Raw genomic sequence first — 21,472 nt, forward strand, 5'->3', positions numbered from 1 at the left:
CCGCGCCGTCCTAGGCTGGGATGCGCCCCCACTCGCCAGGAGCCCATGGACCTCTCGCCCGCCGCCTTCGGACTGCCGCTGCCGCTCGCGGTCGGCCTGTTCTACCTCGTCGTGCTGCTGCGCGGCGGGGCGACGTACGCGCTTGGGCGCGGGGCTCGCAGCGGCGCCGGCCGCACGCGCGTCAAGGCGCGGCTCGAGACGCCGCGGTTCCGCCGGGCCGAGCGCATCGTCGAGCGCTACGGCGCCCCCGTCGTCGCGGTCTCGTTCCTGACGGTCGGGTTCCAGACGCTGGCGAACCTCGCCGCGGGCGCCCTGCGGATGCCCCTTCCCGCATACCTGCCCGCGCTCGCGGTCGGCGGCTTCGCGTGGGCGCTCATCTGGGGAGTGGTCGGCGTCGCCACCTACGAGGCGGTCGCGACGCTCGCCGCGCGCAGTCCGCTCGAGGCGGCGCTGTTCGTCACCGTGCTCGTCGGGGCGCTCGTCGCCATCGAGGTGATCACCGTGCGCCGGGCCCGGCGGCGGGACGCGCTCGCGGCGCTCGCCCCCGCCGAGGCGCCCGACCCCGCCGAGGCGCCCGACCCGGCCGAGACGCCCGACTCCTCCGCCTCGCGCACGCGGAGCTGATCCGCTCGTCGAACCGCCGGCCGAGCATCCGCCCCCGCTCGCCGTGAATTGTTAGACAAACCCGCACCCTCCGCCTACTGTGCAGAAGGAGGGCGCTGACGCCCGCACGGCACCCGACCGGAGGGCAGGCATGCGCGAGATCGAGTTCACCCCCGAGCGCTCCCAGTACGTCTACACGTTCGGCGGGGCCGAGCCCGCGATGCGCATCCAGCCCGGCACGGCGCTGCGCCTCTGGTCGGAGGACGCCTTCAACTTCGCCCTCACCTCCGTCGACCACCTGCCGAGCAAGCACGTCGACCTGCGCTACGTGAACCCGCAGACCGGCCCCTTCTACGTCGAGGGCGCCGAGCCCGGCGACACCCTCGCCCTGCACATCGTCGACCTCACGCCCGCGCGCAGCTTCGGCGCCTCCTCGACCATCCCGTTCTTCGGCGGGCTCACGAGCACCGACCGCACGGCGCTGCTGCAGGATGCCCTGCCCGAGGCCACCTGGATCTACGAGGTCGACACCGCGCGTCGGATGGTCGGCTTCCAGGCGCGCTTCGGCGACTTCGAGGTGGCCCTGCCCCTCGAGCCCATGCTCGGCACCGTGGGTCTCGCGCCCGGCGCGAGCGAGGTGCGCTCGAGCCTCGTGCCCGAGCGCTTCGGCGGCAACATGGACACCCCCGAGATGAAGGTCGGCACGACCGCGTACCTCGGCGTCAACGTGGAGGGCGCCCTGTTCTCGATCGGCGACGGGCACTACCGCCAGGGCGAGGGCGAGGCCTGCGGCACGGCGGTCGAGGGCGCCATGAACTCGGTCATCATCGTCGAGCTCATCAAGGGCGCGGCGCCGCTCTGGCCGCGGCTCGAGAACGACGACTACTGGATGGTCGTCGGCTCCTCGCGGCCGATGGAGGACTCCTGGCGCATCGCGCAGCTCGAGATGGTGACGTGGTTCACCGAGATGTTCGGGCTGCACGCCATGGACGCGTACCAGCTGCTCACCCAGACCTCGCTCGCCCCGATCGCCAACGCGGTCGACGCCAACTACAGCGTCGTCGTGAAGGTCGCCAAGTCGCTCATGCCGCGCGCGACCGCGTACGACGGGCTGCACGAGGAGCTGCGCCGCACCGCGGCGACCCTGCGCTGAGCCCGCGCGCAGCATCCCGAACCCCGCGCTTCGTCCCGAACCCCGCAGCACCTCGAATCCCGACCGACCCCCTCGAAGGAGACCCTCATGGACCTCGGAATCACCGGCAAGACCGCGCTCGTCACCGGCGGCACGAAGGGCATCGGCCGCGCGATCGCGGAGGGCTTCGCGGCCGAGGGCGCCAACGTCGCCTTCTGCGCGCGCGACGCGGCCGAGGTGGCGAGCACGCAGGCGGCGATCGAGGCGATGGGCGTGCGGGCGATCGGCACCGTGCTCGACGTGGGCGACGCCGAGGGGCTGCGCGCGTGGGTGGAGTCGACGGCGGAGGCCTTCGGCGGCATCGACATGGTCGTGGCGAACGTCAGCGCGCTCGCGATCCCCGATACCGACGAGAACTGGGAGACGTCGTTCCGCGTCGACCTCATGGGCACCGTCAACCTCGTCAAGGCGGCCCTGCCGCACCTCGAGAAGAGCGACGTCAAGTCGGCCGTCGCCATCTCGAGCGTCTCGGGCCGCGAGGCCGACTTCGCCTCGGGCCCCTACGGCACCGTGAAGACGGCGATCATCGGCTACATGGCCGGCGTCGCCCTGCAGGTGGCGGAGAAGGGCATCCGCGCCAACACCGTCTCGCCCGGCAACACGTACTTCCCCGGCGGGGTGTGGCAGAGCATCGAGGGCGGCAATCGCGAACTGTTCGACATGGCCATGGGACTCAACCCCACCGGTGAGATGGGAACGCCCGAGCAGATCGCCGCGGGCGTCGTCTTCCTCTCCAGCCCGTGGGCCGGCCGGGTGAGCGGGGCGAACCTGCTCATCGACGGGGCGCTCACGCGGGGCATCCAGTTCTGATCGCCCCTAGCGCAGTCGGGCCGTCCAGATCAACGGTGGGCACGGAATCGCTGCGGTCGCTACGGTCTCGTATGCCGGCATGAGCCCGGCGCCGCTCTCGTCCTGCGCCCGTCGCGGGGACGGTGCGGCAGGCCTGCGAGACCACCGGAGCGAGCACGACGCATGGGGCACATCATCTACGGCAGCGGCGATCGGCTGATCGAGGTCGACGACCGCACGCTCGCGCACGTCAAGACCGTCGTGGTCATGAAGCTGCGGCGCAACGAGTCGTTCCTGCTCACCTGGGTGCGCGAGGAGGAGGGGGTGCCGCGGCGCATGTCGCTGTGGCTGCACCCCTCCATCCCGCTGCAGTTCGAGTTCGAGACGGCCGAGCGCATCGAGCGCAACAAGGCGTGGCTCGAGGAGCTCATGCGCACCGCCAACGCGACCGGCGATCTCGACATCAGCGCCGAGCCGCTGCACCTCGTGCACGAGTCGACGCCGCAGTCGGCCGCCGCCGACCACGAGCAGGGCTCCCTACGATGAATCGCTGCTCGGCGCAAGGGCCTCGACGCCCGTCGCGCGAGACGGCACCCTCGTCGCCATGAGAAAACTGCACTACGCGAGCGGCTACCTGCTGCTCGCCGACCAGACCTGCAAGGCCCTGCTCCGCTACGCCCGCGCGCTCGCGCAGTCGGGGGAGTCGGACGTCGTGATGGTGCCGACGATCACCGAGGGCGGCAGTCGCGCCTCGACGCACCTGCTCATCGGCCCGGCGAGCCAGCTGTTCTCGACGCCGGTCGAGAACGCCTCGGAGGAGCCCTTCGACCTCTCGGTCGTGCGCGAGCTCGAGCGGCGCACGGCCGAGCTGCACCCGACTCGGCCCGCGTGGCCGGAGGAGATGACCGACGTCGACACCGTCGAGTTCGACTTCGACTACGGCATCTGAGCGGGGCGGCTCAGGCGGTCGCGAGCCCCGCGCCCTCGCTCGGCAGCACGACGGTGAGGGCGATGCGGGTGCTCGGGCCGATGAGGATGCTCGTGACCTCGAGCGCCCCCTCGCCCTTGTCCACCTCCAGCCAGTGATGCTCGCCGTCCGAGGCCATCAACCGCACCCGCTCGTGGAACTCGCCGGGGTCGTCGACGCTCACCGAGTACGACTGCCCGTCGTAGTCGATCTCGACCCGCGTCATGCGGTGACCTCCTCCGGCTCGGGCACGATGACGAGCCCGCCGGTGGAGTTCGCGCTGCGGGTGAGCGCCTCGATCCAGGCCCGGTTCAGCTGCACGTTCACGCTGCCGGCGTACTTGAAGCGCAGGGCGACGGCGGGGTGCAGCCACACCGTCGTGCGCCCGTCGCCCGAGCGCACGTCGTCCTTCCAGGTGAAGTAGAACGGCTCGTTGCGGCGCAGCTTGGCGCCGATGACGATCGCGAGATGCGCCAGGAGGCGGTCGTCGAAGGTGACGGAGACGTCGCCGTCGTAGATGAGCTTGCCCATGAGAGACCTCTCTTTCCGGGGATCCCAGGGTATCGGCGGCCGTGCGCGGGCGCACCCGCGCGGTGCGCGCGCGGAACCGCCCGCCCGGCCGGGCGCGCGACGGAGAAGGGCCCGGCCCGCCGAGCGTTCGGGTCGCGCGACGGGCCGGGGGTTCAGGGTCGGGCGCGATGCGCGGCACTCCGCCGAGTTGCGCGTTCCACACCGAGTTGCGCGGTCGGTCGGCGCATCTCGCGCGGAAGGCGCAACTCGGCGGCAGCGGCAGCCCCGCCGCGCGGCTCAGTCCAGCCGGGTCTCGGCCGAGAGGCGCGAGCGCACCCCGCCGACGATCTGGATGACGACCGGCACGGGCTCGCCGAGCAGCGCGTCCCACTGCTCGACCACGCGGTCGATCGTGCGGCGCAGCTCGACGGGGGAGGCCCCGCGGCGGGCGTTCGCGGTGATGCGCAGCACGGTCTGCCGGCGCACGCGGAACGCGCTGACGTCGGTCGAGACGATGCCCGGCTCGGCCGAGAGGGCCTCGCCGATCACGGTGGAGGCGACGCCCGCGTCGATGATCACGCGGCCGCCGGTGGGGCGACCGCGCTCCGCGCCCTCGCGCACGTCGAGCAGGGTGCCGGTGCGACCGCGGCCCTGCCGCAGCATGAAGACCGCGAGCAGCGCGATGAGCAGCAGCGCGCCGGCGGCGACGACCCAGAGGATCCAGGGCGCGCCGCCCGAGAGGGCGTCCGTCGCGGGAGCGACGGCATCCGTCGCCGCCTGCGACACGGTCTGCTGCACGTCGGGCCACAGCGCGCCCATGGCGAGCGCGGCTCCGGCGGCGAGCAGGATGACGCCGACGAGGAGGGCGAACAGGCGGTTGAGGAAGCGGTTCGTGCTCGTCATGATCCGGTCCGTCCGTTCTTCGTCAGGCGCACGCGGGGTCGCAGTGCGGGGCGGTAGTCGTAGCGGTCGATCTCGGCGCGCACGGCGGCCTCGATCTCGCCCAGGTCGGCGGTGCGGCCCGAGGTCGGGGTGACCTCGATGAGGGCGCTGCGCCGTCCGACGCTGACGCTGACCTGATCGGGGTCCACGTCACCGGCGTAGCTCGCCGTGCGGGCGAGCGAGCGCGCGATCACGCGGTCGTCGACGACGGCCGCGGTGCGGTCGGCGGTCGCCGTGCGGCGTCCGCGTCGACCGGGGGCGAGCGCCGCGATGACGACGCCGAGCCCGAGCAGGGCGATGACGACGCCGATGGCGGTGAGGATGCCCGCGGGAGCCGCGGTGGCCTCGAGCGCCGCGGCGACGATGTCGGCGGGCGCGAGCAGCAGCGGCTGCTGCCCGATCGCGGCGAGCACGGCCTCGACGCCCACCCACAGCAGCGCGAGGCTGAGCAGCAGGGCGAGGGTGATGGCCAGACCCGCGCGTGAGGAGTGCGTCTCGCGCCGGCCGATCCGGCGGTACAGGGATGCGGTGCTCATGCCACTCTTCTCGTCTCACGAAGGTCGGCGGAGGTGATCCTGAGGTCGACGCGCGCGATGGTCGACCCGGTGATGCGCAGCACGCGCTCGCGGATCGTCGTCTGCGCGGCGGAGAGCCGCTCGAGCAGGGTGCCGCCGGAGTCGGCGGACGCGACCCCGAGCGGGCTCACGCGGATGGCCGTGCGGGCGACGACCACGAGGCGGCCGTCGTCGTCGTGCAACTCGACCGAGACGGTCGAGGCGCGCACCTCGAGCGCCTCCGCGGTGACGGCCGAGACGACCGAGCGCACGGCGCGGGAGGCGATCGTGGTGCGCCCGTGCACGGTGCCGTCGGGCCGCACGCGGTCGGCCGTCACCGCCGCGGTCACGACGACCGCCGGCCGCGGATCGCGTCCGCGACGCCGCGGACGTCGAGCTTGCCCTCGATGGCGCGGCCGATGCCGTAGCCGATCGCGGCGAGCAGCGCGACGAGGATCATCGCCCAGAAGCCGAAGGCCACGGCGACGACGCCGAGGGCGGCGCCGATGAGGAGGCCGATGGTCGCGGGGCTCAGCTCGCGGCTCACTGGACGCGGCTCTCGGTCTCGGCCTCGGTGTCGTCCGAGGGGATGTGCACGTCGCTGACGGTCACGTTGACCTCGGTGACCTCGAGGCCCACGACCTGGGTGATGGCGCGCGTCACCGCGGTGCGCACGTCGTCGGCGACCTTCTGCAGGTCGACGGGGTAGTCGGCGACGATGACGATGTCGGCGGCGGCCTGCGTCTCGCCGACCTCGACGGAGACGCCCTGCGAGCGGTCCTGCGCGTTGATCGCGGTGCGGATGGCGCCGACGGCGCGGGCGGCCGCGGTGCCGAGGTCGTGCACGCCGTGCACCTCGCGGGCCGCGATGCCGGCGACCTTCGCGACGACGCCCTCGGCGATGGTGTTCTTGCCGGCGACGCCGCTGGCGGGGGTGCCGGCCGTGGTGGGGGTCGTGGTGCTCATCGTTCTCTCCTTACTCGTGCGATCCCGGGTGGATCGCCTCCGGTCTGCGGGGTGGCGACGGGAGGTGTCGCGCACATCAACCAGACGCGGCGGCACCGCGGATCGTCACGGGCACCCAGCTGACGGTCAGGTTGGGGAGCCCGGCCCTGAGTGCGGCCTGGGCGGGCGCATCCCGAAACACCCGCGCAACACGGCCGCACTACGCTCGCACCATGGCGGACCTCTTCGACGGCTACGCAGCCCGCGGCTCCGCCTCCATCGCGCCCGCGGCCTTCGACGAGATGTTCGCCGCCGACTCGGAGGTGCGCCTGCCGTACCGGCAGCTGCACGCCGCGCTCGCGACGCTCAGCACCGACGAGCTGCGCGGCCGCACCGAGGATCTCGCCAACTCGTACCTCGCGCAGGGCGTGACGTTCGACTTCGCGGGCGAGGAGCGACCCTTCCCGCTGGATGCCGTGCCCCGCGTCATCGACCGCGCCGAGTGGTCCGGGCTCGAGAAGGGCGTCGCCCAGCGCGTGCGCGTGCTCGAGGCCTTCCTCGCCGACGTCTACGGCCCGCAGCGCGCCATCGCCGACGGCCTGCTGCCGGCATCCCTCATCTCCTCCTCCGCGCACTTCCACCGTCAGGCCCACGGCATCCAGAGCGCCAACGGCGTGCGCATCCAGGTCTCGGGCATCGACCTCATCCGCGACGAGCTCGGCGCCTGGCGCGTGCTCGAGGACAACGTGCGGGTGCCGAGCGGCGTCAGCTACGTCATCTCGAACCGCCGCGTCATGGCGCAGACCCTGCCCGAGCTGTTCGTCAGCATGCGGGTGCGGCCGGTCGGCGACTACCCGAACAAGCTGCTGCAGGCGCTGCGCGCGGCCGCCCCGAGCGGCGTCGACGAGCCGACCGTGGTCGTGCTCACGCCCGGCGTCTACAACTCCGCCTACTTCGAGCACACGCTGCTCGCCCGTCTCATGGGCGTCGAGCTCGTCGAGGGCCGCGACCTGTTCTGCTCGGGCGGCCGCGTGTTCATGCGCACCACCTCGGGCCCCGAGCGGGTCGACGTCATCTACCGCCGGGTCGACGACGAGTTCCTCGACCCGCTGCAGTTCCGCGCCGACTCGATGCTCGGCACCCCGGGCCTCATGCTCGCCGCGCGCCTCGGCGCCGTCACCATCGCGAACGCGGTCGGCAACGGCGTCGCCGACGACAAGCTCGTCTACACGTACCTGCCCGAGCTGACCCGCTACTACCTCGGTGAGGACCCGATCATCCCCAACGTCGACACCTGGCGGCTGGAAGAGCCGGATGCTCTCGCCGAGGTGCTCGACCGCCTCGACGAGCTCGTGGTGAAGCCCGTCGACGGCTCGGGCGGCAAGGGCCTCGTCGTCGGCCCCGCCGCCAGCCGGTCGGAGCTCGACCAGCTGCGCAAGCGCCTCATCGCCGATCCGCGCGGGTGGATCGCGCAGCCCGTGGTGCAGCTCTCCACCATCCCCACCCTCGTCGACGACGGCCTGCGGCCGCGCCACGCCGACCTGCGCCCCTTCGCCGTCAACGACGGCCGCGACGTGTGGGTGCTGCCCGGCGGACTCACCCGGGTGGCGCTGCCCGAGGGCCAGCTCGTCGTCAACAGCTCGCAGGGCGGCGGCTCGAAAGACACGTGGGTGGTGGGCCGGCAGGCGATGGTCGCCGACGGGCACGACGTGCAGGGCATCGTGGCCGAGCAGGCGACCGTGACGTCGAGCATCCCGATCATCACCGAGGCCCACCGCCTGCAGTTCAACGCGCAGGACGACCCGCGCCGCGACCAGCAGCAGCAGCAGCAACAAGCTCACGATCAGGGGGAGGACGCGTCATGCTGAGCCGCATCGCCGAGAGCCTCTTCTGGATCGGCCGCTACGTCGAGCGGGCCGACGGCACCTCGCGCATCCTCGACGTGCACCTGCAGCTGCTGCTCGAGGATCCGTGGATCGACGAGGACACCGCCTGCCGCTCGCTGCTCGGGGTCATGGGCAGCGAGGTGCCGCTCGAGTCGGAGATCACGCGCGGCGACGTGCTGGGCATCCTGGCGCTCGACCGCTCGCACCCCGCCTCGATCGCGTACTCGCTCGGCGCCGCCCGCGAGAACGCCCGCCGGGCGCGCGAGGTCGTCAGCACCGAGCTGTGGGAGGTGCTCAACACCACCCGCGCGCGCATGCCCCGCAAGGTCGCGAACGAGAAGGTGGCCGACTTCTTCAGCTGGGTGCGCGAGCGCTCGGCGCTCGCCGTGGGCATCGTCGAGTCGTCGACGAGCCGCGACGAGGCCTACGCCTTCTTCACCCTCGGGCGCTCGCTCGAGCGCGCCGACATGACCGCGCGCCTGCTCGCGACCCGCTCGCTCACGGAGGCGAGCGGCCCCTCGTGGACGACCATCCTGCGCAGCGTCGGCGCCTACGAGGCCTACCTGCGCACGTACCGCGGCATGCCGAGCGCGCGCAACGCGGCCGAGTTCCTGCTCGTCGACCGCCTGTTCCCGCGCTCCATCCTCTTCGCGGTGAGCCGCGCCGAGCAGTGCCTGCGCGACATCGAGCCGCGCGCCGGCCTCGAGCGCGCGGGCGTCGCCGACATCGCGCTGCGCCAGCTCGGCCAGATCCGCAGCGAGCTCGAGTACCGCGCCATCGCCGACATCCTCGAAGAGCTGCCGCGGCACATGGATGCCGTGCAGGCCGCCACGAGCGCGACGAGCGAGGGCGTGCGCCAGCGCTACTTCCCGACGAACGCCGCCCCGAACTGGGTGGCGGAGAACTCGTGATGCGCCTGCGGATCCGCCACTCGACCGGCTTCCAGTACCAGGGCGACGTCTCGGCCTCGTACAACGAGGCGCGCATGCTGCCCGCCTCCTCCGACGGCCAGCTCGTCGTCTACAGCCACCTCGGCATCACGCCCAGCTCGCACCAGCACCACTACGAGGACTACTGGGGCACCCGCGTCACCTCCTTCGAGCAGCTGCACGCCCACCGCGAGCTGGCGATCACCGCCGACAGCGTCGTCGAGCTGCGGCGCACCGAATCGACCCTCGAGCGGGCATCGTGGGATGCTCTGCCGCAGCTCGCCGCCACCGCCGTGTCGATCGTCGAGCAGACGGCCGTCACCCGGCTCACCCGCCCGCCGGCCGAGGTCGCCGAGCGCGCCCGCGAGGTCGCGGCGTCCTCCGCCGACCCGACGGAGGCCGCCGAGCGGCTCTGCGCGTTCCTGCACGCCGAGGTCGAGTACGTGCCCGGCGCGACGACGGTGCACTCAACGGCCGCCGAGGCCTGGGAGCACCGCAAGGGGGTCTGCCAGGACATGGCGCACCTCGCCATCGGCGCGCTGCGCTCGGTGGGCATCCCGGCCCGCTACGTCAGCGGCTACCTGCACCCGAACCCGGCCGCCCCCATCGGCGAGACCGTGGCGGGCGAGTCGCACGCCTGGGTCGAGTGGTTCGACGGCAGCTGGCGCGGCTACGACCCCACCAACGCCGTGCCGATCGGCGACCGCCACGTCATCGTCGGCCGCGGTCGCGACTACACCGACGTGCCGCCGGTGCGCGGCGTCTACGCCGGCCCGAGCTCCTCGCGCCTGTTCGTCACGGTCGAGATCACGCGCGAGGCCTGAGCCGGGGGTTGCGCTGGCCGGGGCCGCGCGGCTCGGGTTGGCGCGGTGCTCGCGCCGAGCATCCCGTCTCCCGTCGCCGCTCGCCGTCGCGCTGTGGTGTGCACAAATGCAGGACCCGGTCGGCGTGTCGGGTCGAGTCATGCGGCGACACGCCGACTCGGGATGCTCGACTCCTGCATTTGCGCACGCGCCCGCGGCCCTGCCCGCGATCAGGAGCCGCGCGGCCGCCGGAGCCCGCACGCGACGACGCCGCCCGCACCCCGGGCGGGGCGGCGGGCGGCGTCGGGTCGAGCCGGTGCGGCTCCGGCCGTTACGCGTCGCGGCGCTTCAGCAGCACGGCTCCGACGGCCAGCAGCACGACGACCCAGGCGACGAGCACGAGGGCTCCCTGGCCGGCGTCGAGGGTGATGACCTCCGAGAGGTCGGCTCCCGCGGCGGCGAAGGGGTCGGGCTCGCCGGCGTTGTAGGCGTACATGCGGGCTCCGGCGTTCGAGGGCAGGAACGCCGAGGCGTTGCTGAGCCAGGCGGTGCCGGAGACCGCGGCGACGATCGACAGCACCGTCGGCACGAGGAAGATGAGCCCCGCGGCCGCGGCGATGCCGCCGGCGCTGCGGCGCAGGATCACGCCGAGGCCGTAGGCGAGCAGGGCGATGAGCGCGAGGTACGCGGCGGTGCCGAGCACGCTGCGCACGAAGTCGCCGTCGAGCAGCTGCGGCTCGATGCCCTTGCCGGCGAGGATCGGCACGGTGATGAGCAGCGTCACGGCCGACGCGACGAGCCCGATCACGAAGGTGCACACGGCGAGCACGAGCGCCTTGGCCCACAGGGCCGGCAGCCGTCGCGGCACCGCGGCGAGGGTCGAGCGGATCATCCCGGTCGTGTACTCGCCGCTGATGATGAGCACGCCGAGCACGGCCGCGACCAGCTGCGTCAGGCTGACGCCGCCCGTGACGGCCGCGAGCGCGATCGTGTTCTGCCCGGCCTGATCCTGCGCGGGGCCGAACGAGACGTCGTAGACGGAGGCGAACAGCAGGCCGATGAGCACCGTCATCACGACGATGATCGCGAACGACCACACGGTCGAGCGCAGGGTGCGCAGCTTGATCCACTCCGAGCGCACGACGCGGGCGAAGGTGACGCCGCTGCCGCGGTCGGGGTTCGGGATGCCCGTGGGGGCGTCGGTCGTGCGGGTGCCGGTCATCGGGAGACCTCCGAGTGGTATTCGACCTCGTCCTGCGTCAGTTCGAGGTAGGCGTCCTCCAGCGAGGCGGAGACGGGGGTGAGCTCGTGCAGCACGATGCCGGCGTGCATCGCCAGCTCGCCGATGCGCGCGGGCAGGATGCCGGTGACGCTGAGCAGGTCGGGTTCGACGGGCGAGGCGGTGACGCCTCCGCCCTCGGCGGTGAGCCGTGGGGCGAGGTCGGCGGCGAGGGGGGTGCGCACCCGCACTGCCGAGCCGGTCGCCAGGGCGAGCACCTCGCTCACCGGGGCATCCGCGATGATGCGGCCCCGGCCGAGCACGATGAGGTGGTCGGCGGTCTGCGCCATCTCGCTCATGAGGTGCGAGGAGAGGAACACGGTGCGCCCCTGCGAGGCGAGGTGCTGGGTGAGCCGGCGCACCCACATGACGCCCTCGGGGTCGAGGCCGTTGACGGGCTCGTCGAGGATGAGCGTCTGCGGGTCGCCGAGCAGGGCTGCGGCGATGCCGAGGCGCTGCCCCATGCCGAGCGAGAAGCCGCCGACGCGCTTCGTCGCGACCGACTCGAGGCCGGTCATGGCGATGACCTCGTGCACGCGGGCCTTTCCGATGCCGTGCGTGGCGGCCATGGCGAGGAGGTGGTTGTAGGCGGTGCGGCCGGTGTGGATGGCCTTCGCGTCGAGCAGCGCGCCGACCTCGCGCAGGGGCGCGGCGTGCTCGGCGTACCGCTTGCCGTTGACGAGCACGCTGCCGGAGGTGGGGCGGTCGAGCCCGACGATGGCGCGCATGGTGGTCGACTTGCCGGCGCCGTTCGGCCCGAGGAACCCGGTCACGACCCCCGGCCGCACGGTCGCGGTGATGCGGTCGACGGCGGTCTTGTCGCCGAAGCGCTTGGTGAGCTCGCGTATCTCGATCATGCGCTCAAGCCTAGGAACGCTCGGGGTCGGCGGCCTCCCCCCAGCGGATGAGGTTGGGTCGCCGAGCGGGGGGCGTCGGCGAGGGCGAGCGGGCGGCGGCGGGATGCCCTGCCGCCGCCGCGCGGACCGCGCCGCACCCCGGCCGGCCGCGCTGCTGCCCGCGATCAGGAGCCGGTCGGCGCGGCGACCCGAACCATGCGGCGACACGCCGAACCCGGAGGCTGCGGTCCTGATCCCGTGCACAAGTGCAGGAGCCGCGCGGCGCGTCGACACGGCTCATGCGGCGACACGCCGGGGTCGGTCGCGAGACTCCTGCATTTGCGCACACCGCGGCCAGTGACGGGATGCCCGGCGCAGCCCTGCGGCCCCTCGACCCCCGCGCACCCGCGCCGCGTACCCTGCACCATGACCGAAACCGTACCCGCGACCCACCCGGCACCCGACCCCGCGACCGCCCCGCCGCCCGCCCTCCTCACCCTCGGCGTCATCGCGACCGCGCGCAAGGCCGACGAGCGGCGCCTGCCGATCCACCCGGCGCACCTGGAGCGCATCGACGCCGACCTGCGCGCGCGCATGGTCGTCGAGCGCGGCTACGGCGCCCGCTTCGGTGTGGGAGACGAGGAGATCGAGCCGCTCGTCGGCGCCATGGCCGACCGCGCCGAGGTCATCGCCCGGGCCGACGTCGTGCTGCTGCCGAAGCCGCAGGTCGCCGACCTCGAGCAGTTGCGCGACGGCCAGACGCTATGGGGCTGGCCGCACTGCGTGCAGGATCGCGCGATCACGCAGCTCGCCATCGACAAGGGCCTCACCCTGATCGCCTGGGAGGCGATGAACCACTGGCGGCCCGACGGAGGCTTCGGGCTGCACGTGTTCCACAAGAACAACGAGCTCGCCGGCTACTGCTCGGTGCTGCACTCCCTGCAGCTGTGCGGGTCGACGGGCGACTACGGCCGACGGCTCAGCGCCGTCGTCATCGGCTTCGGCGCGACCGCCCGCGGCGCCGTCACCGCGCTCAACGCCTTCGGCATCCACGATGTGCGCGTGCTGACCAACCGCGACATCGCGGCGGTCGGCTCACCCATCCCCTCGGTCGACATCGTGCAGCTCGAGCACCGCCCGGACGCCCCCGGCGAGAGCATCGTGCACACCCCGGACGGCCCGCAGGCGCTCGCCGCGTACCTGGCGCAGAACGACATCGTCGTCAACTGCACCCTGCAGGATCCGACGGAGCCGCTCACCTACCTGCTCACCGAGGACCTCGCGGCGTTCCGCCCGGGCAGCCTCATCGTCGACGTCTCGGTCGACGAGGGCATGGGTTTCGAGTGGGCGCGGGCGACGTCGTTCGCCGAGCCGATGATCACCGTCGGCGAGTCGACGAACTACTACGCCGTCGATCACAGCCCGTCGTTGCTGTGGAATTCGACGACGTGGGAGATCAGCGAGGCGCTCATGCCGTTCCTGCGCCCCGTCATGGAGGGCCCCGAGTCGTGGGCCGAGTCGGAGACGATCCGCCGCTCGATCGAGATCGAGGCCGGCCGAGTGCAGAACCCGGCGATCCTCGCCTTCCAGGGCCGCTCGGCCGAGTACCCCTACCCGGTGGAGGGCGCGGCGCGCTGACGCCCGCGCGTCAGGACGACGCTAAGCATGTACATGAGATGCGACGAGATGTACAGTCGACGCATGTCCGATGTCAGCGTCGCCGACGCCCGCAAGAGGTTCTCCGAGCTGATCGACCGATCGCAGAGCGAGGCCGTCTTCATCCAGCGCCGGGGTCAGCGCACCGCGGTGGTCATCAGCCCGCAGCGCTACGAGCAGCTGCTCGAAGCCCTCGAAGACGCCGAGGACGCCGCGGCGTTCGATGAGGCCATGGCCGAGGAGGGTGCGAGCATCCCGTGGGCGCAGGCGAAGGCCGACCTGGGCTGGGCGTGACCTATCGCATCGAGCTCCGGCCCGCCGCTGTTCGCGCGCTGAAGCGGGTCGATCACCAGCACCGGGACCGCATCCGGGGCGTCATCGCGCTCCTCGGCCAGGATCCGCGGCCGCCCGGCGCGAAGGCGCTCGTCGGCCGCCCCGGCTTCCGCGGGCGCGTCGGTGACTACCGCATCGCGTACACGATCCAGGACGACGTGCTGCTGGTCGTCGTGGTCACGATAGGAAATCGCAGCGACGTCTACGACCGCTGACCCCGCGTCACGACGGGGCGGTTCAGGATGCCCGGCTCGGGCAGTGCAGCCGCGTCGACGCCGTGCCCGTCCCGCGCGAGATCTCGTGCTCGGCCATGAGCGACCCGCACAGCGGGCACGTCGGGTCGGCCGGAGCCACGTAGGGCTCCTCGGGCCGCCCGATGCCCACCGCCGCCGGCCCGGTGAAGGTGTAGGCGATGCGGTTGACGCGCGCCCAGAAGCCCTTCTGCCCCACGAAGGGGTTCATGCCGTTCGACGGGGGCTTGGCCATGCCTCCGACTGTAGACCTGCGCGCCGGGCTCATCCCTTGCGCGCCTGCGCTTCGACGACGGCGATCTCGGTCGTCGCGGTGTCCCAGTCGTAGTCGTCGCCGTCGTAGCGCACGCGCAGGCGCCACCACGATCCCCCGCGCGGCCGGCGCAGGCGGAGGTTGGCGCGGCCGCGCATCCACACGACGGCGACGGCGGCGGCGGCGAGCCCGGCCAGCGCGGCGACGCCGAGCGCCCAGCGGGGCCCGGCCTCGTTGGCGACGAACCCGAGCAGCGGGGCGCCGATCGGGGTGCCGCCCATGAAGATCGTGAGGTACAGGGCCATGACCCGGCCGCGGATGGCCGGCCGCGTCGTGGTCTGCACGTAGGCGTTGGCGGAGGTGATCATCGTGAGCGAGGTGAAGCCGATGAGGATGAGCGAGATCGCGAAGAGCTCGTAGGTGGGCATGACGGCGGCGAGCGCGGTCGAGCCGGAGAAGCCGAGGGTGGCGAGCACGACGACGCGCAGCCGCGGCCGTTCGCGGCGGGCCGACATGAGGGCGCCGGTCACCGATCCGATGGCGAGCACCGAGGAGAGGATGCCGAACTCGGCGGCTCCGCGCTCGAACTCGACGCGCGCCATCGTGGCGGTGAAGATGCCGAAGTTGAAGCCGAAGGTTCCGAGCAGGAACACCATGGTGAAGATCACCATGAGGTCCGGCCGGCGCCGCACGTACATGACGCCCGCCCGCAGCTGCCCCCGCCCCTTCTTCTCCTTCTTCATCACGTGCAGCTCGCTGCCCCGCATGAGCGCGAGGGCGAGCAGCGTCGCGGCGTAGGTGATGGCGTTGATGATGATGACCCAGCCGGAGCCGATGGTGGCGATGAGCAGGCCGGCGACGGCGGGGCCGATGAGTCGCGCGGTGTTGAAGCTGGCCGAGTTGAGCGAGACGGCGTTGGGCAGCTGTTTCGGGCCGACGAGCTCGCCGACGAAGGTCTGCCGCACGGGCGCGTCGACGGCGGTGGCGACGCCGAGGAGGGCGGCGAGCACGTAGACCATCCAGAGCTCGGCGATGCCGAGCACGACGATGATGCCGAGCGCGGCGGCGACGAGGCCCTGCGCGGTCTGCGTGACGGCGAGCAGGCGGCGGCCGTTGACGCGGTCGGCGATGAGGCCCGCGTAAGGGCCGATGAGCAGGGCGGGCCCGAACTGCAGGGCCATGGCGATGCCGACGGCGGCGGCGTCCTCGTTGGTGAGCTCGGTGAGGATGAGCCAGTCCTGCGCGGTGCGGTTCATCCAGGCGCCGATGTTGCTGACCATCGCCCCGGCGAACCAGATGCGGTAGTTCAGACCTGCGAGGGATCGGAACATGGCGTTCACGAGTCGGCCAGCTTGCGCAGGGCATCCATCGCCGCTTCGAGGGCGTCGCGCTCGGCGGGCTCGAGCGCGTCGAGCTGCTCGTGGAACCAGGCGTTGCGCAGTCGGCGCGTCTCGGCGATGAGCTCGTCGCCCTCGCGGGTCAGGATGACCCAGACCTGGCGGGCGTCGGTCTCGCTCGGTTCGCGGCGCACGTAGCCGAGGGCTTCGAGGGCGTTGACGGTGCGGTTCATGCTGGGCGGGCTCACGCGCTCCGAGTCGGCGAGGCCTCCGGGCGTGCATCGACCGTCGCTCGCGAGCCGCCAGAGCACGCCGAGCTGACTGTCGGTGACGCCCTCGCCGCCGCGCTCGGCGCGGATACGGCGGGCCACCTTCTGGATGAGCACGCGCAGCTCTTCGTGGGGATCGGTTGCGCTGGACATCGTTGCTTAGCGTAGGTCATTAGCCTGGCGAACGACTGAGTGCGGGTGGGGGCGTGCGCCCGGGTGCCGGGATGCTCTGCGCCGGTACTCTGGGGGCAGGAGGCCTCTCATGCCCAAGTTCATCGTCGAGCGGCAGCACCGCACGTTCACCGACGCGCAGGGCGTCGTCGTCCATTTCTACGTGTGGATGCCCGGCAAGCCCCGCGCGGCGGTGCAGCTCGCCCACGGGGTGGGCGAGCACGCTCTGCGGTACGAGGTGCTCGCGCAGGAGCTGGTGAACGCGGGCTACGCGGTCTTCGCCGACGACCACCGGGGCCACGGAGCGACCGGGGTCGAGATGACGGGCGGCGATTCCTCGCGCATGGGTCGTCTGGGCCCGGGCGGGCTGCGGGCGACGATCGCCGACCTGCGCCAGCTCTCGGGGCTGATCCGCGCCGAGCTGCCGGGGGTGCCGCTGGTGCTGCTGGGGCATTCGTGGGGTTCGTTGATGGCGCAGATCATCCTGAACTCCTCGGCGGATGACTACGACGCGGCGGTGCTGACGGGTACGAGCTACCGCATGCCGGGCTTCATGAACGCGGGCGACTTGAACGCTCGTCATGCTCACTTGGGCGCGACGGGTGCGGAGTGGTTGAGCCGCGACCCGGAGGTGGCGCGGTTGTTCGCGGAGGATCCGTTGACGTTCGACGCGGACATCCTGAAGCTGTTCGGCCCTGCCGACGGCCTGCGCCTCTACGGCCGCCCGCGTCGCCTGGCCCGGGATCTGCCGCTGCTGATCATGGTCGGCGCCGACGATTCGTTGAGCGGCGAGCGCGGCGCGGCCCGCCTGGCGGAGGAGTATCTGCGCCGCGGCGGCCTGAGCGACGTCGAGCTGATCGTCTACGACGACGCTCGGCACGAGATCTTCAACGAGCTCAATCAGGAGGAGGTCCGCGCGGACCTGCTGCGCTGGTTGGGGCAGCGCGTGCTGACACCGGCGGGCTGAGCGCGCCCACTCGACCCTCTTTGCCCGCCCACCGCGCCCGCGTCGCGCGCCTGTCCGTGTGCCGCGCCGTCCGCGCGGCCCTTCGACCGGCCCGCCGGGGGCGGAGAGTTTCCTCGCCGGCTCTGTAAGCGGAAGCTTCCACAACCGCGGCGGGTTGCGGAAGCTTCCACAACCGCGGCGGGTTGCGGAAGCTTCCGCTTACACATCTCTGACGAAAACCAGCGCCCGTCGACGGCATCGTCTTCGCTCTCCGGCGGGACTTTCCCTCGTCGCTATGTGCGCTCAAGGCTCCACAACCATCCAGGGTTGCGTCGCGCTCCGAGCGGCCGGCTCAGCCGAGCGCGAGCACGAGCGAGCAGGCCGCGGGCACGACGCAGACGGGCGTCATCACGGCCCGTTCGAGGTGGCTGCGCGAGTCGGCGGTCAGTGGCCGCTGCCGCCGGGCAGCGACACGGCGGTGAGCAGGATCACGCTCGGCTCGAGCGCTTCGACGCGATGCCGCGCATCCGGAATGCGCACCAGGAGGCCCGGCTGGGCCTCGACCACGCGTCCGGTACCGACCTCCCGGCCGTCGACGACGTGCGGCGCGATGGTGACGACGCGCACCGCGCCGCGCAGCACCTGGAGGACGGCCTCGCCGGGGTTGTCGTGCTCGGGCAGCTCGGCGCCGGCGGCGAAGCCGATCGCCATGAGGCGCAGCGTGCCGAAGCCGAGGTCGACGGGGTGCATTGCCCGGCCGTCGGCGGAGGCCTGCGCCTCCTCGAGGAGGTAGTCGGCCAGCAGCGTGAGGTCGTGCGCGAGGGGGTCCATGGGCGAACGGTACGCCCACCCGGCGACATCGGCGCGACTCGGCCAGCGCTCGGCCGGACATCACCCCGCTCGGGTTGTGGAGCCGTGAGCGCACATAACGCCAGCAGATTCCCCCGCGCCGCAGACGCGGCCGGCCAGTGCACGAGCCGTCCGCGCCCGGCGCTGCTCCCCACCCTGCGCCCGCGCCGTCAGACCGCGCGGACCCGGTCGACCGGCCCCACTACCCTGAACCCCATGCTCGCCCCCTTCGTCAGCGTCGCCGACCTCCGCAGCCTGTGCGACACGGCCCGCCACCTCGTCGTCGTCGACTCCCGCTGGTACCTCGACGGCCGCGGCGCCCGCGACGTCTACGCGCACGGGCACCTGCCGGGCGCCCGGTTCGTCGACTTGGACGCGGCGCTCGCCGCCCCGCCGACCCTCACGCAGGGCCGGCACCCGCTGCCCGCCCCCGCCGACTTCGCCCGCGCCATGACCGCGCTCGGCATCGGCGACGACAGCACCGTGGTCGTCTACGACGACGCCGGGGGAGTGATCGCGGCGCGGCTGGTGTGGATGCTCCGGACCCTGGGGCTCGAGGCCGCCGTGCTCGACGGCGGCATCGCGGCGTGGGACGGCCCGCTCGAGCACGGCGACGCGAGCACCGTCGAGGCCGCGCGCGCTGCCGGCGCCGACGGCGACGCCAGCGGCACGGCCACCGACGGCGCGTCCGGCAGCGAGGCCGCGGCAGCGGCATCCTTCACCGAGCGCCCCTGGCCGGATGCCGCTCTCGCCTCGATCGACGACACCCAGCAGGCCGCCGCCGACGGCAGCGCCCTAGTGCTCGACGCCCGCACCGCCGACCGCTTCGCGGGCGACGCCGAACCCGTCGACGCCCGCGCAGGCCACATCCCCGGAGCGGCGAACCTCTCCGTGCGCGACCACGTCGACGGCGAGGGCCGGCTGCTGCCCGTGGACGAGCTGCGCGCCCGCCTCGAGCACGCGGGCGCCGGCGAGCGCCCCGTCATCAGCTACTGCGGCTCGGGCGTCACCGCCTGCCACACGCTGCTCGTGCTCGAGCACGTGGGGCTGCCGGCGGGGCGGCTGTTCCCGGGCAGCTGGTCGCAGTACGCGGGCGACGCGAGCCGGCCGGTCGCGACCGGCGCCTGACCCGAGCGGAGCATCCCGCCCCAGCGAGCGCTGACGCCGCCCGCGTAGGCTCGCTCCCATGCATGGTGAGTACAAGGTCCCCGGTGGAAAGCTCGTCGTCGTCGACCTCGAGGTGGTCGACGGCCTGATCCGCGAGTTCCGTCTGGCGGGCGACTTCTTCGTCGAGCCGGATGAGACGATCGGCGCGATCGAGCGGGCCGTCGACGGCATGTCGGCCGACTCGGACGGCAACGGGCTGCGGACGAGCATCCAGGCCGCAATCCCCGAGGGCGCGGTGCTGCTCGGTTTCAGCGCCGAGGCGGTGGCGACGACGATCCGCCGCGCGCTGTCGGAGGCGACGAGCTTCACCGACTACGAGTGGGAGCTCGTCGTGGGTCCGCCGTTGACGCCGCAGCAGCAGATGGCGGCCGACCAGGTGCTCGCCGAGGAGGTCGGCCTCGGCACGCGCGGCCCGACGCTGCGCATCTGGGAGTGGGAGCGCCCGGCCGTCGTCATCGGCTCGTTCCAGTCGGTGAAGAACGAGGTCGACATGGAGAACGCGGCGAAGTACGGCTTCGAGGTCGTGCGCCGCATCTCGGGCGGCGGCGCCATGTTCATGGAGGCCGGCAGCGTCATCACCTATTCGCTGTACGCGCCGGCCGAGCTGGTGCAGGGCATGAGCTTCGCCGAGTCGTACGCGTTCCTCGACGAGTGGGTCATCGAGGGTCTGAAGAAGCTGGGCATCGAGGCCAGCTACCAGCCGCTCAACGACATCACGTCGACGAAGGGCAAGATCGGCGGCGCCGCGCAGAAGCGCCTCGGCGCCGGAGCCGTCCTCCACCACGTCACCATGAGCTACGACATGGACGGCGACCGCATGGTCGAGGTGCTGCGCATCGGCCGCGAGAAGCTCAGCGACAAGGGCGTGAAGAGCGCGAACAAGCGCGTCGACCCGCTGAAATCGCAGACCGGGATGCCCCGCGAGCAGATCCTCGACGCCCTGGTCTCGACGTTCCGAGGGCTGAACGGTCTCACGGAGGGCGCGATCACGCCGGCCGAGATGCAGCGCATCGACGAGCTCGTCGAGCAGAAGTTCGGCACGGAGGAGTGGCTCTACCGGGTGCCGTAGCGCGGGTCACTCCGCCCGCCCGCCCGCTCGCCCGCTCCGTCCGTCTAGCCGTCCGCCTTCCCGCCGGCCGCCCGCCGGTCGCGCTCGCCTGCTCGACTGCGTCGCCGCGGGGGTGCGGCAATGCCCCCTCCGCCGACCTCGCGCTCACCGTCGCTGCCGCCGCGACCCAGCGGCGTCGATCCGCGGCCGATCGGTCGGCAGCAGTGAGGCCGACATAAGGCCGACACCGCGTCGAATCGACCCAGGGCGCCCGCGCTCAGGTCGCGAACTCGTCGAGCCACGTCGAGCGCAGCCGCAGCGTGCGCTCGAGCCCGCCGAGCACCGCGCCAGCGCCGACCGCGACGCCGACCTCGAGCGGAATCCGCACCGGCCGCTCGACCACTCCGATCGCCTCGACCACGGGTGGGATGCTCGCCAACTGCATCAGCAGCTCGTAGCCTCCCACCACGACGCCGATGAGCACGGCGGCGAGCGCGAGCGCTCCGACGAGGCGGCTCGCCGCCGGGTGGGCGCGGTCGAAGCGCGCCCGGCGCCCCTCGGCCGAAGCCGGCAGCGGCGTGAGAACGCGCTCGGGCGTGCGCCCGTCCGACGGCACGAAGTGGCAGCGGCGCAGCCCGATCGAGTTCACCGCGACCTCGATCGCGCCGCCCTCGACGGGGAACGCCGTCGGCAGCGTCGACACTGCAGCGAGCGCGCCATCGCGGTAGAGGCGGGCGCGCACGGCGCCGTCGGTGCGGTCTCCGGCGTGCCGCACGTCGACCGTGTACCGCGCGAGACGCCCCGGGTCGGGCGGCAGCTCGAACACCGAGCGGCTCAGCAGCTGCCACCAGCGGAACCGCGGCAGCGGGCTCCCGTCGCCGGGCTTCGCGCGGCGGGCGTTGATCCGCTGCAACCAGGTGGGCATCGGGCCGGTCCTCTCGTCCAAGTAGTACAGTG

28 protein-coding genes are annotated in these 21,472 nt (G+C 72.7%); 14 read left to right on the forward strand and 14 right to left on the reverse strand.

Translation table 11 applies throughout. From position 1 onward, the window contains the following. The first annotated feature begins 45 nt into the window (after positions 1–45). The 5 genes from HGB54_RS00750 (at position 46) to HGB54_RS00770 (ending at position 3,533) form a co-directional block, all read left to right on the forward strand. Positions 46–624, forward strand: a complete 579-nt coding sequence (locus tag HGB54_RS00750) for a DedA family protein (protein WP_168914753.1) — start codon at positions 46–48, stop codon at positions 622–624. A 130-nt stretch (positions 625–754) separates the two neighbouring features. Continuing rightward, on the forward strand, positions 755–1,756 hold the full coding sequence (locus HGB54_RS00755) for an acetamidase/formamidase family protein (protein WP_168914754.1): 1,002 nt from the start codon (positions 755–757) through the stop codon (positions 1,754–1,756). 87 nt (positions 1,757–1,843) lie between these two features. Then, positions 1,844–2,605, forward strand: a complete 762-nt coding sequence (locus HGB54_RS00760) for an SDR family NAD(P)-dependent oxidoreductase (protein ID WP_168914755.1) — start codon at positions 1,844–1,846, stop codon at positions 2,603–2,605. 162 nt (positions 2,606–2,767) lie between these two features. Then, the gene (locus HGB54_RS00765) at positions 2,768–3,130 is read left to right on the forward strand and encodes a DUF7882 family protein (protein ID WP_228545873.1); all 363 of its coding nucleotides are present in this window, start codon (positions 2,768–2,770) and stop codon (positions 3,128–3,130) included. 58 nt (positions 3,131–3,188) lie between these two features. Then, positions 3,189–3,533 carry a hypothetical protein gene (locus HGB54_RS00770; protein ID WP_168914756.1) on the forward strand — a complete coding sequence of 115 codons (345 nt, stop codon included), beginning with the start codon at positions 3,189–3,191 and terminating at the stop codon, positions 3,531–3,533. A 10-nt stretch (positions 3,534–3,543) separates the two neighbouring features. Here HGB54_RS00770 and HGB54_RS00775 read toward each other — a convergent pair whose 3' ends face one another. The 7 genes from HGB54_RS00775 to HGB54_RS00805 all read right to left on the reverse strand — a co-directional run bounded on the left by HGB54_RS00775 (position 3,544) and on the right by HGB54_RS00805 (position 6,523). Then, complete coding sequence (locus HGB54_RS00775; RefSeq protein ID WP_168914757.1) at positions 3,544–3,777, reverse strand: hypothetical protein; 234 nt, start codon at positions 3,775–3,777, stop codon at positions 3,544–3,546. Then, positions 3,774–4,082, reverse strand: a complete 309-nt coding sequence (locus tag HGB54_RS00780; RefSeq protein ID WP_168914758.1) for a DUF7882 family protein — start codon at positions 4,080–4,082, stop codon at positions 3,774–3,776. Before HGB54_RS00780 ends, HGB54_RS00775 begins: the two co-directional genes overlap by 4 nt. 276 nt (positions 4,083–4,358) lie before the next feature. After that, a complete protein-coding gene (locus HGB54_RS00785) occupies positions 4,359–4,964 on the reverse strand; it encodes a hypothetical protein (protein ID WP_168914759.1) in 606 nt (201 codons plus the stop codon). Then, positions 4,961–5,539 carry an Asp23/Gls24 family envelope stress response protein gene (locus HGB54_RS00790; RefSeq protein WP_168914760.1) on the reverse strand — a complete coding sequence of 193 codons (579 nt, stop codon included), beginning with the start codon at positions 5,537–5,539 and terminating at the stop codon, positions 4,961–4,963. The genes HGB54_RS00785 and HGB54_RS00790 overlap by 4 nt, the downstream gene beginning before the upstream one ends. After that, the gene (locus HGB54_RS00795; RefSeq protein ID WP_168914761.1) at positions 5,536–5,907 is read right to left on the reverse strand and encodes a hypothetical protein; all 372 of its coding nucleotides are present in this window, start codon (positions 5,905–5,907) and stop codon (positions 5,536–5,538) included. The genes HGB54_RS00790 and HGB54_RS00795 overlap by 4 nt, the downstream gene beginning before the upstream one ends. Further along, positions 5,904–6,104, reverse strand: coding sequence for a DUF2273 domain-containing protein (locus HGB54_RS00800; protein WP_407663494.1), 201 nt, complete (start codon positions 6,102–6,104; stop codon positions 5,904–5,906). The genes HGB54_RS00795 and HGB54_RS00800 overlap by 4 nt, the downstream gene beginning before the upstream one ends. After that, entirely contained in the window at positions 6,101–6,523 is a 423-nt protein-coding gene (locus tag HGB54_RS00805) for an Asp23/Gls24 family envelope stress response protein (RefSeq protein ID WP_168914762.1), read from the reverse strand. Before HGB54_RS00805 ends, HGB54_RS00800 begins: the two co-directional genes overlap by 4 nt. 212 nt (positions 6,524–6,735) lie before the next feature. Between HGB54_RS00805 and HGB54_RS00810 the strand changes: the two genes are divergently transcribed. From HGB54_RS00810 to HGB54_RS00820, 3 genes are read left to right on the forward strand one after another with little or no spacing between them, the layout of a single operon-like run. Next, positions 6,736–8,370: a circularly permuted type 2 ATP-grasp protein gene (locus tag HGB54_RS00810; RefSeq protein ID WP_168914763.1), complete on the forward strand. Its 1,635-nt coding sequence runs from the start codon at positions 6,736–6,738 to the stop codon at positions 8,368–8,370. Then, complete coding sequence (locus HGB54_RS00815; protein ID WP_168914764.1) at positions 8,364–9,299, forward strand: alpha-E domain-containing protein; 936 nt, start codon at positions 8,364–8,366, stop codon at positions 9,297–9,299. Before HGB54_RS00810 ends, HGB54_RS00815 begins: the two co-directional genes overlap by 7 nt. Continuing rightward, complete coding sequence (locus HGB54_RS00820) at positions 9,296–10,141, forward strand: transglutaminase family protein (protein ID WP_168914765.1); 846 nt, start codon at positions 9,296–9,298, stop codon at positions 10,139–10,141. Before HGB54_RS00815 ends, HGB54_RS00820 begins: the two co-directional genes overlap by 4 nt. A gap of 310 nt (positions 10,142–10,451) precedes the next feature. On the opposite strand, the gene HGB54_RS00825 is transcribed toward HGB54_RS00820, so the two are convergent. Together HGB54_RS00825 and HGB54_RS00830 are read right to left on the reverse strand one after the other, a co-directional pair. Then, positions 10,452–11,342 (reverse strand): ABC transporter permease subunit, encoded by an 891-nt coding sequence (locus HGB54_RS00825; RefSeq protein WP_168914766.1) that lies wholly within the window; start codon positions 11,340–11,342, stop codon positions 10,452–10,454. Then, entirely contained in the window at positions 11,339–12,256 is a 918-nt protein-coding gene (locus tag HGB54_RS00830; protein ID WP_168914767.1) for an ABC transporter ATP-binding protein, read from the reverse strand. The genes HGB54_RS00825 and HGB54_RS00830 overlap by 4 nt, the downstream gene beginning before the upstream one ends. A 405-nt stretch (positions 12,257–12,661) precedes the next feature. On the opposite strand from HGB54_RS00830, the gene HGB54_RS00835 reads away from it, so the two are divergent. The 3 genes from HGB54_RS00835 to HGB54_RS00845 all read left to right on the forward strand — a co-directional run bounded on the left by HGB54_RS00835 (position 12,662) and on the right by HGB54_RS00845 (position 14,439). Then, entirely contained in the window at positions 12,662–13,873 is a 1,212-nt protein-coding gene (locus tag HGB54_RS00835) for a N(5)-(carboxyethyl)ornithine synthase (RefSeq protein ID WP_168914768.1), read from the forward strand. Positions 13,874–13,936: 63 nt separating this feature from the next. Next, entirely contained in the window at positions 13,937–14,185 is a 249-nt protein-coding gene (locus HGB54_RS00840; RefSeq protein ID WP_168914769.1) for a type II toxin-antitoxin system Phd/YefM family antitoxin, read from the forward strand. Beyond that, positions 14,182–14,439, forward strand: coding sequence for a type II toxin-antitoxin system RelE family toxin (locus tag HGB54_RS00845; protein ID WP_168914770.1), 258 nt, complete (start codon positions 14,182–14,184; stop codon positions 14,437–14,439). The genes HGB54_RS00840 and HGB54_RS00845 overlap by 4 nt, the downstream gene beginning before the upstream one ends. Before the next feature lie 22 nt (positions 14,440–14,461). On the opposite strand, the gene HGB54_RS00850 is transcribed toward HGB54_RS00845, so the two are convergent. The 3 genes from HGB54_RS00850 to HGB54_RS00860 are packed head-to-tail and all read right to left on the reverse strand — an operon-like array spanning position 14,462 to position 16,487. Next, a complete protein-coding gene (locus HGB54_RS00850) occupies positions 14,462–14,710 on the reverse strand; it encodes a hypothetical protein (protein ID WP_168914771.1) in 249 nt (82 codons plus the stop codon). A gap of 29 nt (positions 14,711–14,739) precedes the next feature. Next, positions 14,740–16,059, reverse strand: a complete 1,320-nt coding sequence (locus tag HGB54_RS00855; protein WP_228545874.1) for an MFS transporter — start codon at positions 16,057–16,059, stop codon at positions 14,740–14,742. A gap of 5 nt (positions 16,060–16,064) precedes the next feature. Further along, complete coding sequence (locus tag HGB54_RS00860; protein ID WP_168914773.1) at positions 16,065–16,487, reverse strand: MarR family winged helix-turn-helix transcriptional regulator; 423 nt, start codon at positions 16,485–16,487, stop codon at positions 16,065–16,067. A 109-nt stretch (positions 16,488–16,596) separates the two neighbouring features. On the opposite strand from HGB54_RS00860, the gene HGB54_RS00865 reads away from it, so the two are divergent. Next, entirely contained in the window at positions 16,597–17,472 is an 876-nt protein-coding gene (locus HGB54_RS00865) for an alpha/beta hydrolase (RefSeq protein WP_228545875.1), read from the forward strand. Between the two features lie 423 nt (positions 17,473–17,895). Here HGB54_RS00865 and HGB54_RS00870 read toward each other — a convergent pair whose 3' ends face one another. Next, positions 17,896–18,282: a cupin domain-containing protein gene (locus HGB54_RS00870; protein WP_168914774.1), complete on the reverse strand. Its 387-nt coding sequence runs from the start codon at positions 18,280–18,282 to the stop codon at positions 17,896–17,898. Between the two features lie 234 nt (positions 18,283–18,516). On the opposite strand from HGB54_RS00870, the gene HGB54_RS00875 reads away from it, so the two are divergent. Continuing rightward, positions 18,517–19,428 (forward strand): sulfurtransferase, encoded by a 912-nt coding sequence (locus HGB54_RS00875; RefSeq protein WP_168914775.1) that lies wholly within the window; start codon positions 18,517–18,519, stop codon positions 19,426–19,428. A gap of 58 nt (positions 19,429–19,486) precedes the next feature. Further along, positions 19,487–20,536, forward strand: coding sequence for a lipoate--protein ligase family protein (locus tag HGB54_RS00880; RefSeq protein ID WP_168914776.1), 1,050 nt, complete (start codon positions 19,487–19,489; stop codon positions 20,534–20,536). 256 nt (positions 20,537–20,792) lie between these two features. Here the strand turns inward: HGB54_RS00880 and HGB54_RS00885 are convergent, their stop codons facing one another. Then, positions 20,793–21,440, reverse strand: a complete 648-nt coding sequence (locus tag HGB54_RS00885) for a hypothetical protein (RefSeq protein ID WP_168914777.1) — start codon at positions 21,438–21,440, stop codon at positions 20,793–20,795. Positions 21,441–21,472: the final 32 nt, after the last annotated feature.

The sequence above is a fragment of the Microcella flavibacter genome, assembly GCF_012530535.1.
Lineage (GTDB): Bacteria > Actinomycetota > Actinomycetes > Actinomycetales > Microbacteriaceae > Microcella > Microcella flavibacter.

Bases quoted from the DNA above. Each gene is read 5' to 3' on its own strand.
- HGB54_RS00750 (WP_168914753.1), top strand. From the start codon at position 46: ATGGACCTCTCGCCCGCCGCCTTCGGACTGCCGCTGCCGCTCGCGGTC.
- HGB54_RS00755 (WP_168914754.1), top strand. From the start codon at position 755: ATGCGCGAGATCGAGTTCACCCCCGAGCGCTCCCAGTACGTCTACACG.
- HGB54_RS00760 (WP_168914755.1), top strand. From the start codon at position 1,844: ATGGACCTCGGAATCACCGGCAAGACCGCGCTCGTCACCGGCGGCACG.
- HGB54_RS00765 (WP_228545873.1), top strand. From the start codon at position 2,768: ATGGGGCACATCATCTACGGCAGCGGCGATCGGCTGATCGAGGTCGAC.
- HGB54_RS00770 (WP_168914756.1), top strand. From the start codon at position 3,189: ATGAGAAAACTGCACTACGCGAGCGGCTACCTGCTGCTCGCCGACCAG.
- HGB54_RS00775 (WP_168914757.1), bottom strand. From the start codon at position 3,777: ATGACGCGGGTCGAGATCGACTACGACGGGCAGTCGTACTCGGTGAGC.
- HGB54_RS00780 (WP_168914758.1), bottom strand. From the start codon at position 4,082: ATGGGCAAGCTCATCTACGACGGCGACGTCTCCGTCACCTTCGACGAC.
- HGB54_RS00785 (WP_168914759.1), bottom strand. From the start codon at position 4,964: ATGACGAGCACGAACCGCTTCCTCAACCGCCTGTTCGCCCTCCTCGTC.
- HGB54_RS00790 (WP_168914760.1), bottom strand. From the start codon at position 5,539: ATGAGCACCGCATCCCTGTACCGCCGGATCGGCCGGCGCGAGACGCAC.
- HGB54_RS00805 (WP_168914762.1), bottom strand. From the start codon at position 6,523: ATGAGCACCACGACCCCCACCACGGCCGGCACCCCCGCCAGCGGCGTC.
- HGB54_RS00810 (WP_168914763.1), top strand. From the start codon at position 6,736: ATGGCGGACCTCTTCGACGGCTACGCAGCCCGCGGCTCCGCCTCCATC.
- HGB54_RS00815 (WP_168914764.1), top strand. From the start codon at position 8,364: ATGCTGAGCCGCATCGCCGAGAGCCTCTTCTGGATCGGCCGCTACGTC.
- HGB54_RS00825 (WP_168914766.1), bottom strand. From the start codon at position 11,342: ATGACCGGCACCCGCACGACCGACGCCCCCACGGGCATCCCGAACCCC.
- HGB54_RS00830 (WP_168914767.1), bottom strand. From the start codon at position 12,256: ATGATCGAGATACGCGAGCTCACCAAGCGCTTCGGCGACAAGACCGCC.
- HGB54_RS00835 (WP_168914768.1), top strand. From the start codon at position 12,662: ATGACCGAAACCGTACCCGCGACCCACCCGGCACCCGACCCCGCGACC.
- HGB54_RS00840 (WP_168914769.1), top strand. From the start codon at position 13,937: ATGTCCGATGTCAGCGTCGCCGACGCCCGCAAGAGGTTCTCCGAGCTG.
- HGB54_RS00850 (WP_168914771.1), bottom strand. From the start codon at position 14,710: ATGGCCAAGCCCCCGTCGAACGGCATGAACCCCTTCGTGGGGCAGAAG.
- HGB54_RS00855 (WP_228545874.1), bottom strand. From the start codon at position 16,059: ATGTTCCGATCCCTCGCAGGTCTGAACTACCGCATCTGGTTCGCCGGG.
- HGB54_RS00860 (WP_168914773.1), bottom strand. From the start codon at position 16,487: ATGTCCAGCGCAACCGATCCCCACGAAGAGCTGCGCGTGCTCATCCAG.
- HGB54_RS00865 (WP_228545875.1), top strand. From the start codon at position 16,597: ATGCCCAAGTTCATCGTCGAGCGGCAGCACCGCACGTTCACCGACGCG.
- HGB54_RS00870 (WP_168914774.1), bottom strand. From the start codon at position 18,282: ATGGACCCCCTCGCGCACGACCTCACGCTGCTGGCCGACTACCTCCTC.
- HGB54_RS00875 (WP_168914775.1), top strand. From the start codon at position 18,517: ATGCTCGCCCCCTTCGTCAGCGTCGCCGACCTCCGCAGCCTGTGCGAC.
- HGB54_RS00880 (WP_168914776.1), top strand. From the start codon at position 19,487: ATGCATGGTGAGTACAAGGTCCCCGGTGGAAAGCTCGTCGTCGTCGAC.
- HGB54_RS00885 (WP_168914777.1), bottom strand. From the start codon at position 21,440: ATGCCCACCTGGTTGCAGCGGATCAACGCCCGCCGCGCGAAGCCCGGC.